The organism is Streptomyces niveiscabiei (genome assembly GCF_001419795.1).
GTDB lineage: Bacteria > Actinomycetota > Actinomycetes > Streptomycetales > Streptomycetaceae > Streptomyces > Streptomyces niveiscabiei.
In genome coordinates this window covers 23,219-29,872 of record NZ_LIRL01000268.1, presented here as the reverse complement: position 1 = coordinate 29,872, position 6,654 = coordinate 23,219, and the positions used below count along the sequence as shown (strand labels likewise).

Below are 6,654 nucleotides of genomic sequence, written 5' to 3'. Positions count from 1 at the left end.
TCGTCGGCAGCGTGAGAGGTGTATGAGAGACAGGGCCTCCACCGCCGGCGGCCCCAGCCGGGACATCGCGGGGTTCGTCGTCCGGTAGTAGTCGATCCCGCTCACGAACGTCAGCGCCCACCCCCGCCCCCGGGCCCAGGCCGCGTCGTCGAACCCGGCGGCTTCCCGGAACGCCTCCCGCTGCCCGGCGTCCAGGACCGCCCACGCAGGGATCGCGTCGCAGGCCGGGTCCCCGACCCCGGCCGCCCCGAAGTCGATGACCGCGCCCAACTCGCCCCCGGAGACAAGGACGTTGCCGGGGATGAGGTCACCGTGCGCCCACACGGGAGACTCGTCCCACGCGGGCTGCGCGAGCGCGTGCTCCCAGGCGTCGAGCACCGCGGCCACGTCGATGTCGTCGGCGGCCCTCGCGATCCAGGTCCGGGTGAACGCGTCCCGGGCGTGCAGCGGCCCACCCCGGTACCCGACCGGCGCCCCGGCGGTGTCCGCCGTCCGCAGCGCGGCGACGAACTCCCCCAACTCCCGTGCGAACGCCTCCCCTTCACCCCCGGCAGGATGCGTCCCCGCGATCCACCGGCACACCGCCCACGGGAACGGATACCCCTCGCCGGGCTGCCCGACCGCGACGGGCTCGGGCACGGCGACGGGCAGCGAGGGCGCCAGCCTCGGCAGCCACAGCGCCTCGAACTCGGCCTGCTCCACGACGTCTTCGACGATCGGCAGCCGGACGAGCAACTCGTCGCCGAGCCGGTAGATCGCGTTGGTGGTCCCGCCCGGCACCACCTCGGCCAGCGGCAGCCCCGCCCACTCGGGGAACTGCCCGGCCAGCAGCCGCCGTACCAGCGCGGTATCGGTCCTGATCTGGTTCGCGTGCATCATCAGCGCGGGACCCTAGCTCTGCCGCCGGGTGAACGGCATCCGAGTTTTTCAGCAACCGGTTACTACGAAATTTTCGGTAGCCCCGGGACCCCCGCCCGGCCCCGCGTCCGTCTGTTCACCGGCATAGGCTCGACCCCATGGCCCCACGTCTGCTCGTCTACAGCCGTACCACCGGCTACCGCCACGACTCCATCCCGTACGCGGCCGAGGCTCTGCGGGCGGTCATGGGGGAGTGGGTGGTCGATCACACCGAGGACCCGGCGGTTCTGGACGCTCCGCTGACGCGGTACGCGGCGGTGCTGTTTCTCTCGACGAGTGGGGAGGTGCTCACCGCGAAGGGGCGGGAGCTTCTCAAGGAGTATGTCGAGGCGGGGGGTGGGTTCGTCGGGGTGCATGCGGCGGCCACGACCGAGTACGAGTGGCCTTATTACGGGGAGCTGCTCGGTGCTCGGTTTGACCGGCATCCTGAGTATCAGCCCGGTAAGGCGGTTGTGGAGGACGCGGGTCATCCCGCGACGCAACACCTGCCGAAGGTCTGGGACTTCACCGACGAGTGGTACGACTTCCGCACCAACCCCCGGGGTTCGGTACGGGTGTTGCTGACCGCCGACGAGTCCTCGTACGAGGGCGGCGGCATGGGGGAGGACCACCCGCTGGCCTGGACCCGCGCGCAGGGGGAGGGCCGGGTCTTCTACACGGCCCTCGGGCATGCGGAGGAGGCGTACGACGACCCGGCGTTCCGGGCGCACCTGCGGGGCGGTATCACCTGGGCGGCGCAAGGGAGTTGACGGGGTGTCAGGCATGGGTGCGGACGCGAGGCGGTGCGGTGCTCGCCCGTACGACGAGCCGTGTCGACAGCTCAGTGCGGGTCCCTTCCGGGCGCTCGCCGTCCATCATGCGCACCAGCAGCCGCAGCGCGGTCGCCGCCATCTCGCCGAGGGGCTGGCGGACGGTCGTGAGGCCGGGGCTGGCCCAGCGGGACTCGGGGAGGTCGTCGAAGCCGACGACGCTGATGTCGTCGGGAACGCTCAACCCGTGTTCCGCCAGGGCCTCGTAGACGCCGAGGGCCATGTGGTCGGAGCAGACGAAGACGGCGGTGGGGGGCTCGGGCAGGTCGAGGAGTTCGCGCATGCGCTGGCGGGCGGTGGACTCCTCGAAGCAGCCGTACCGGATGTACTCGGGCCGCTGCGGCAGCCCGGCGGCGGCGAGCGCCGAACGGTAGCCCGCCACCCGGGCGTTGCTGCACTGCTTGCGGCGGCGCCCCGCGATGACGGCGATCCGCTCGTGCCCGAGCGTGAGCAGGTGCTCCGTCGCGCTCACCCCGCCCTGCCAGTTCGCGGCGCCCACCGACACGGCGCCGGGCGGCGGTTCGTGCGCCGGGTCGATCATCACGTACGGGATGCGGTGCTGTTCCAGCCACGCGTACTGCGAGTCCGTCAACTCGGCCAGGTTGAACAGGACTCCGGCCGAACCGCGGGTCGTCAGCTTGTCGAGCCAGCCGCGCTGCGGGCGGTCGCCCCGGGCGCTGCGGCCGAGGCCCGCCGAGACGACGACGTCCAACCCCGCCTCGTGGGCGGCCTGTTCGACGCCGTGCAGCACCGCGCCCGACCAGGAGCTGTCCAGGGAGTGGACGACGAGGTCCACCAGCCGGGGCGGCTTCGACGCGTCGAACCGGGGCCTGCGGACGTACCCCAGCCGGTCCAGCGCCTCGGTGACCCGGCGCCGGGTCTCGGGCGCCACGTCCTCCCGGCCGTTGACGACCTTCGAGGCCGTCGGGACCGACACCCCCGCCTCGCGTGCCACGACCGCCAGCGTCGGTCCGGCCGTCACGTTCGGACTCACCGTGCGGACCATAGGGAACCCACCTCTCCGGCCCGCCATTGGGCCAGCGAAAGCTCGACCAGCGCTGTTTCGGCCGTTTTCGTGCGCCCGGCCGACAGAAAGCGCTTGCTATCCTAAAGGCGCCGCAGCGTGACGGGAAGACACCGGGAGTCACGGGTTCGCGTGACCGGAATCGCGGACGTGAACTTTCGAAACCCCGAACAGGTGCGGGGGGTTCTGGTGCACCTTAGGGGGATTTCCGCGGCAACTCCTCGCACTCCAGGCGGAAGTCACGGAAGTCCGCGGTGAACGCGGCGTCGACGAGATCGCGGGCGTGAATCCCTACGAGCGTGCCCGTGAAGCGCAGTCCGCCACCGTGGTCGTCGGAGAGGCGGCTCGCGTCGAGGGGCGGGCCGACCTGGGTGTACGTGTCGTCGCGCAGGTACCAGAACCGCGCCTCCGTCCCCTCCACGGAGACGCCGATCGTGACCGGCCCGCTCAAGTCGACGTCCACCACGGCGACTTCCCGCGTCCCCGTCACGTCCCGGTCGATCAGACTGAGGACGGTACGGCCTTCGCCGCGCCACTGCTGGCCGCGCTGCTTCTCGCCCGGGGGCTCCGACCAGGTGAGATCGAGGCTGAGGTACGCCTCCGCGTCGTACCGCAGGATCAGGCCGGCGGCCTGCGTGAACGTCGACGGGGTCGCCTCGACGGTGACCTGGGCCACGGCGTGGTGTTCGGTGAGGCGTTGGGCGAGGAGGCTCTGGGACCAGCGGGACTCCGGGCCCTGGCGTCCCCGCAGGCGGATCCATCCCGGGCGCGAAGTGACGTCCGCCCAGGAGGGGTTGGGGGGTTCGCGGAGGGTGCTCCAGGGCCAGCCCAGGGGGTCGGTGGGCCGGTCGGTGGGCCGGTTGGTCGGCCAGTTGCTCAACCGGGGGAAAGTTTCTGAAAGAGGGCCGTCGGGAGTTTCGGAAACCGGTGCCGGAGAGCCCGTTCTCCCGGCGGCCGGCGGGCCGGAAACCGGCGCTCCGGCAACCGGCCCTCCAGGAGCCGGAGTTCCGGAAATCGCCGGTACGGCCACCTCCACCGCCGGGTGCCACCCCCCGCCCTTCAGCCGGGGCCACCCCTCCTCGTCCCACTCCACCGCCTGCACCGCGGTCTCCCGCCCCAGCGTGCAGCGCGGCCCCTCCGGCGTCTCCAGCGGGCGCCCCACCAGATGGCTGAGGAACCACTCGCCCCCGGGCGTCCGCACCAACTCCGCGTGCCCGGCCTTCTGCAACGGCACCGACGGATCGTCCCGGGACGTCAGCAGCGGGCGGTCGGCGACCTCGTACGGCCCGGTCAGGCAGCGGCTGCGCGCGGTCAGGACGCCGTGCTCGAAACCGGTTCCCCCTTCGGCCAGCACCAGGTGGTACCAGCCGTCCCGCTTCAGCAACTTCGGCCCCTCGACGAGCCGTTCGTGCTGGAGCAGCAGGTGGGTGTCGCCGAGCGGCTTCAGCGTCACCCGGTCCAGCTCCGTCGCGACGATCCCCGAGAAGCGGTTCCCGGCCGGGCGGTGGTCGTTCTGGAGGTTGAGCAGCCACAGCCGGCCGTCCTCGTGGAAGAGGGCGGGGTCGAAGCCGTGACCGGCCACGCGGCGCGGTTCGGCCCAGGGGCCGGAGACGTCGGGCGCGGTCGTGACGTACGTGTCCAGGTCGAAGTACGGCGTGCCGACCGAGCGGACGACCGCGTACACCATCCAGAACGACTCGCCGTCCCAGCTCAGCGAGGGCGCCCAGATGCCAGCCGAATCGGGCACACCCGCAAGGGAGTTGCCGGGGGCGGCGCCCTCGACGTGACCGGCGTGCTCCCAGTGCGCGAGGTCGCGGGAGCGGTGGATCGGGATCGTGGGGAACCACTCGAACGAACTCGTCGCGATGTAGTACCAGTTGCCCGCGCGGACGAGGGAGGGGTCGGGGGCGAAGCCCCGGATCACCGGGTTGCGTGCGACTGACTGCCCCTCGGCGCACGCCACTTGTGCAGCGCAGGCCGGCACGGGAGGGACGCCGCCCGCCACCCGGGAAGCACCGCCAGACACTTGAGCCTCCTCGCCCGGTATATCAGCCTCCTCGCCCGGCACTTGAGTCTCCTCGCCCGGCATCTCAGCTTCCTCGCCCGTCACTTCAGCGCCCCCAGCGTCACGCCCGACCGCCAGTACCGCCGCATCGCCACCATCATGATCGCCATCGGCACGATCGACAGCAGCGCGCCCGTCAGGACGAGGCTCGTCAGGTCGACCCCCGACTCCAGCCGCTTCCCTGACCAGTTGTAGAGGCCGATGTTCAGCGTCCAGTTGTTCTCGCCGCGCAGCACGGTCAGCGGCAGGAAGAAGGAGTTCCACGTGTTGACGAACGCGAGGAGGAACACCGTCGCGCCACCGGTCGTCATCATGCGCAGCACGATCGAGAAGAAGATGCGCAGCTCGCCCGCCCCGTCGAGCCGCGCGGCCTCCAGGAGTTCGTAGGGAATCGTCGACTCGGTGTAGACCTTCGCGAGGTACACGCTGAACGGGTTGATCAGGCAGGGGATGAGCATCGCCCAGGGCGTGTCGACCATGCCGATCTCGGAGAACAGCAGGTACAGCGGGAGCGTCAGCAGCGCGATCGGGATGAGGAACGAGCCGACGACGGACGCGAAGACGAGGCCCCGCCCGGGGAAGTCGAAGCGCGCGAGGCCGTACCCGGTCGCGAGGGCGATCAGCGTGCCGCCGAGGGAGCCGACGCCCGCGTACAGCAGGGAGTTGGCGGTCCAGCGCAGGAAGATGCCGTCCTCGTAGGTGAACAGCTGGTGCAGGTTGTCCCAGAGGTGCCAGCCGGAGAACCAGAGGCCGTTGGACTGGTACAGGCCCGTACGGTCCTTGGTCGCCGCGACGATCAGCCACCACACGGGGAAGAGGCTGTAGACGCTCGCGAGCGCGAGCCCGATGAGCAGGAACCGCTGGCCGCCGCGCGAACGGGAGCGCGGATCGGGTTGCGTGAGTCGGCGGACCGCCGTTTTCGGCGCGCGGTCTTCGGTCAGGGTCATCAGTCGGCCTCCCTCGATGTCAGCCGGTAGAAGACGAAGGAGGCGAGGCCCAGGATCAGCGCGAGGAGCACCGAAAGAGCCGCGGCGTAGTGGTAGTTGCCGGCGTTGAACGCCTGGTTGTAGATGATCATGATCGGGGTGAAGCTGTCGTCGACCGTCTGCGGTGTGACGTTCCGGAACAGCGCGGGCTCGTTGAAGATCTGGAGCATCTGGATGATCGACAGCAGCCCGGTCAGCACCAACGCGCCCCGCACGTACGGCACTTTGATGCTGCGGGCGATCCTCAGCTCGGAGGCGCCGTCCAGCCGGGCCGCCTCGAACAGCTCGCGCGGGACCGCCTGGAGCGCCGAGTAGATGATCACCATGTTGTAGCCGATGCCGTGCCAGGTCAGCAGGTTGCCGATGGACGGCCACACCATCGACGGCGCGAAGAAGTTCCAGTGGAACCCGAACGCGTCCCCGATCGCCGTCAGCGGACCGACGTCCGGGCTGTACAGGTTGATCCAGACGATCGCCGCGACGACCCCCGGGATCATGTACGGCATGAGCAGCAGGATCCGGAACCGGCTCGCCGCGCGCGAGGTCACCGCGTCGAGCAGCAGCGCGAGTACCAGGCTGACCAGCAGCATCACCGGGATCTGCACACAGGCGAAGACCACGACCCGCAGGACCGAGCCCATGAACGCCGAGTCGGTGAGGCCCTCGCGGTAGTTGTCGAGGCCGGTGAACTTCTCCGTCGAGCCGCCGAGGCCGAGCCCGGACTGCTGGACCTTGAAGAGCGACTGGTAGACGGCGTAGCCGATCGGGAGGAGGTACAGAAAGACGAAGCCGAGCTGGAAGGGCACCGTGAACGCGGCACCCTTCCAGCGCTGGGAGCGGATCATCGGAAGC

General features: G+C 70.5%; 6 protein-coding genes. 1 reads left to right on the top strand and 5 read right to left on the bottom strand.

Translation table 11 applies throughout. The features are described from left to right. The coding region (locus AOK24_RS14440) for an aminoglycoside phosphotransferase family protein (RefSeq protein WP_063799446.1) at positions 1-879 on the bottom strand (879 nt) is incomplete at its 3' end. Between the two features lie 137 nt (positions 880-1,016). Here AOK24_RS14440 and AOK24_RS14435 point away from each other — a divergent pair. Then, positions 1,017-1,667, top strand: coding sequence for a ThuA domain-containing protein (locus AOK24_RS14435; RefSeq protein ID WP_055720471.1), 651 nt, complete (start codon positions 1,017-1,019; stop codon positions 1,665-1,667). A 7-nt stretch (positions 1,668-1,674) separates the two neighbouring features. On the opposite strand, the gene AOK24_RS14430 is transcribed toward AOK24_RS14435, so the two are convergent. The 4 genes from AOK24_RS14430 to AOK24_RS14415 all read right to left on the bottom strand — a co-directional run bounded on the left by AOK24_RS14430 (position 1,675) and on the right by AOK24_RS14415 (position 6,647). After that, a complete protein-coding gene (locus AOK24_RS14430) occupies positions 1,675-2,733 on the bottom strand; it encodes a LacI family DNA-binding transcriptional regulator (protein WP_055720470.1) in 1,059 nt (352 codons plus the stop codon). Between the two features lie 214 nt (positions 2,734-2,947). Further along, positions 2,948-4,714, bottom strand: coding sequence for a glycoside hydrolase family 43 protein (locus AOK24_RS14425; RefSeq protein WP_055720469.1), 1,767 nt, complete (start codon positions 4,712-4,714; stop codon positions 2,948-2,950). Positions 4,715-4,857: 143 nt separating this feature from the next. Beyond that, on the bottom strand, positions 4,858-5,763 hold the full coding sequence (locus AOK24_RS14420; protein ID WP_055720468.1) for a carbohydrate ABC transporter permease: 906 nt from the start codon (positions 5,761-5,763) through the stop codon (positions 4,858-4,860). Further along, positions 5,763-6,647 (bottom strand): carbohydrate ABC transporter permease, encoded by an 885-nt coding sequence (locus tag AOK24_RS14415; protein ID WP_055720467.1) that lies wholly within the window; start codon positions 6,645-6,647, stop codon positions 5,763-5,765. Before AOK24_RS14415 ends, AOK24_RS14420 begins: the two co-directional genes overlap by 1 nt. Between the last annotated feature and the right edge of the window lie 7 nt (positions 6,648-6,654).